The sequence below is a fragment of the Pseudomonadota bacterium genome (assembly GCA_010028905.1).
Classification (GTDB): Bacteria; Vulcanimicrobiota; Xenobia; order RGZZ01; family RGZZ01; genus RGZZ01.
Window position 1 is genome coordinate 1 of sequence record RGZZ01000617.1, and the last position, 2,519, is coordinate 2,519.

Sequence of the window (2,519 nt, forward strand, 5' to 3'; positions counted from 1 at the left end):
AGGTCTTGTTCGCTGGCGTTGGCGATGACCTGGAAGCCGGCCTGCTCGAGGGCGAGTACGCACTCGGGTCCGGCCGTGCCGTCGAAGTGGGTGACCAGCGCGACCCGACTCATGCGGACGCCTCCTCGGCGCGCGGAGCGGCCTCGAGGGTGATGTTGTCGATGAGACGGGTCGAACCGAAGCGCACGGCCAGCGCCAGCAGCACGCGGCCTTCGAGGCGGCTCACATCGACGAGGGTGTCATCGTCGACTGCCTGCGCGTACTCGATGGAGGCCGCGGGCGCTTCCTCAGCGATGAGGGCGCGCATCGCCCCGAGAACCGCCACGGCGTCGCAATCGCCCTGCGCCATCCGATCCCGGGCCAGCAGCAGCGCATGGTGCAGCGCGGGGGCCTGCGAGCGCTCGTCGGCGCTGAGGTAGACGTTGCGCGATGACATGGCGAGGCCGTCGCTCTCGCGGACGGTGGGGCAGCCGGTGATCTTCGTGGGCAGGTCGAGGTCTCTCGCCATGCGGCGTATCACGCGGAGCTGCTGGGCATCCTTCTCGCCGAACCAGGCCTCGTCGGGCTCCACTGTGTTGAGCAGCTTGGCCACAACGGTGCACACCCCGCGGAAGTGGCCGGGTCGGAAGGCGCCGCAGAGATTGTCACCAAGGCCTTCCACGTCGACCCACGTGCGATAGCCGGGGGGGTAGATGTCGGCTGCGTCGGGCAGGTAGAGGCAGTCGACCTTCACCGCTTCGAGGAGGGTCATGTCGCGCTCGAGATCGCGTGGGTAGCGCGCCAGGTCTTCGGTGGGGCCGAACTGTGCCGGGTTGACGAAGATGCTGGCGACCAGCGCTTCGCAGCGCTCGCGTCCGAAGCGCATCAGCGACTGGTGCCCGGCGTGCAGGTACCCCATGGTGGGTACGAAGCCTATGCGCGCGCCACCCTGCCGGCGCGTCCGGCTCCATGCGCGCATCGCGGAAGGGGTGCGAACGATCTCCACCGTCATTCCTCCTTTGCCGTCGGTGCGTAGCTGTGCTCGAGGCCGGGGAAGACGCCGTCGCGGACCTCGCTGACGTACGCCTCGATTGCGCGGGTGGCCTCCGCGCCGAGGTCGCCGAAGCGCTTCACGAAGCGGGGCGTGCGATGGCGGTAGAGACCCAGCATGTCGTGCAGCACCAGCACCTGCCCGTCGCAGTCGACGCCCGCCCCGATGCCGATGACGGGGATGGCGACGCTGCGCGTGAGCGCAGCCCCCACATCGGAGGGCATGCACTCGGCCACGATGCTGAAGGCGCCGGCGGCCTCGAGGGCCTTCGCGTCATCGATGATGGCGCGGGCCTGATCGTCGGAGCGCCCCTGCACCCGATAGCCCCCGAGCTGGTTCACCGACTGGGGGGTGAGGCCGAGGTGCCCCTGCACCGGGATGCCGGCGGAGGTGAGGGCCGCCACCAGGGGCACGACGGGTGCTCCGCCCTCGACCTTGACGGCCTGGGCGCGGCCCTCCTGCATGAGTCGCACGGCGCTGCGCACCCCCTGCTCGACGCTGGCCTGGTAGCTGCCGAACGGCATGTCGGCCACCACCAGCGCGCGCTTCACCGCTCGGGTGACGGCGCGGGTGTGCATCACCATGTCGTCGAGGGTCACGGGAATGGTGCTGTCGTAGCCGAGCATCACCATGCCCAGCGAGTCGCCCACGAGAACCATGTCGACCCCGGCATCGTCGACCAGGCTGGCCAGGGTGTAGTCGTAGGCGGTGAGCATGGCGATCTTGCGCCCCTCTGCCTTCATTGCGCGGATGCGGAGGGTGGTGAGGCGTGGCGATTCGTGCTGGCGCGACATGGGGGGCTCACTCGTTGGAGGATTTGGGGAGCGCCTGCGCGTCGCCGCGCAGGACCTGGCGCACCGCCGCCGCGGAGGCCGCGTCCATGCCGCGGGCCTCGGCGAGCTCGAGGGCGGCATCACCCAGGGTGCGATACATTCGAAACCACCGTTCCGGCACCTGCCGGCGCTCCATCTCCTCGAGATGGCGCTGAATCGTGCCCACATCGCCTCTGGCCACCGGTCCCGTGAGCGCTCGGGTGGTGCCGTAGCGGCGGATGTTCTCGATGGTGCTGTCGATGAGCGGGCTCAGGGCCTGTATCGTCTCATGCGGGGTGAAGCCCGCGCCATCCATGAGAAGCCCGCTCGCCATGTCGAGAAGGGCCGTCAGATATCCCGCTGCCACGCAGGCGCCCGCGTGGTAGAGCGCGCGGCGCTTGTCGTCGAGCTCGACGAAGCTGCCGCTGATGTGGAGCGCCACGTGCTGGGCGAACGCGTGCCCGCTGCCTGCTCCCGAGATGCCGAAGCAGGCGCGGGGGAGCCATTCGAGCGCGGCCTCGAGGTTCATCATCGAGGCCAGCGGGTGGCACACGCCGGTGGCTGCGCCAACCGCCTCCACCGCGGCCAGCGCCTCGGTTCCGCGCGCGCCGCTGCAGTGTATCACCGCCGCGTCCGGGGGCAGGCTCTCCCGCCACACCGCGGCGATGCGCTCTCCC

3 protein-coding genes are annotated in these 2,519 nt (G+C 70.1%); all 3 read right to left on the reverse strand.

Going from position 1 to position 2,519, the window contains the following annotated elements; translation table 11 throughout:
• Nucleotides 1-109: 109 nt before the first annotated feature.
• Nucleotides 110-991, reverse strand: coding sequence for a pantoate--beta-alanine ligase (locus EB084_23550; GenBank protein ID NDD31237.1), 882 nt, complete (start codon nucleotides 989-991; stop codon nucleotides 110-112).
• A complete protein-coding gene (panB, locus tag EB084_23555; protein NDD31238.1) occupies nucleotides 988-1,824 on the reverse strand; it encodes a 3-methyl-2-oxobutanoate hydroxymethyltransferase in 837 nt (278 codons plus the stop codon). The genes EB084_23550 and panB overlap by 4 nt, the downstream gene beginning before the upstream one ends.
• A 7-nt stretch (nucleotides 1,825-1,831) precedes the next feature.
• Nucleotides 1,832-2,519: DUF2520 domain-containing protein (locus EB084_23560; protein ID NDD31239.1), on the reverse strand; the 688-nt coding region annotated here is incomplete at its 5' end.

Coding starts and splice junctions, on each gene's coding strand:
- EB084_23550 (NDD31237.1), bottom strand. CDS start 991: ATGACGGTGGAGATCGTTCGCACCCCTTCCGCGATGCGCGCATGGAGC.
- panB (NDD31238.1), bottom strand. CDS start 1,824: ATGTCGCGCCAGCACGAATCGCCACGCCTCACCACCCTCCGCATCCGC.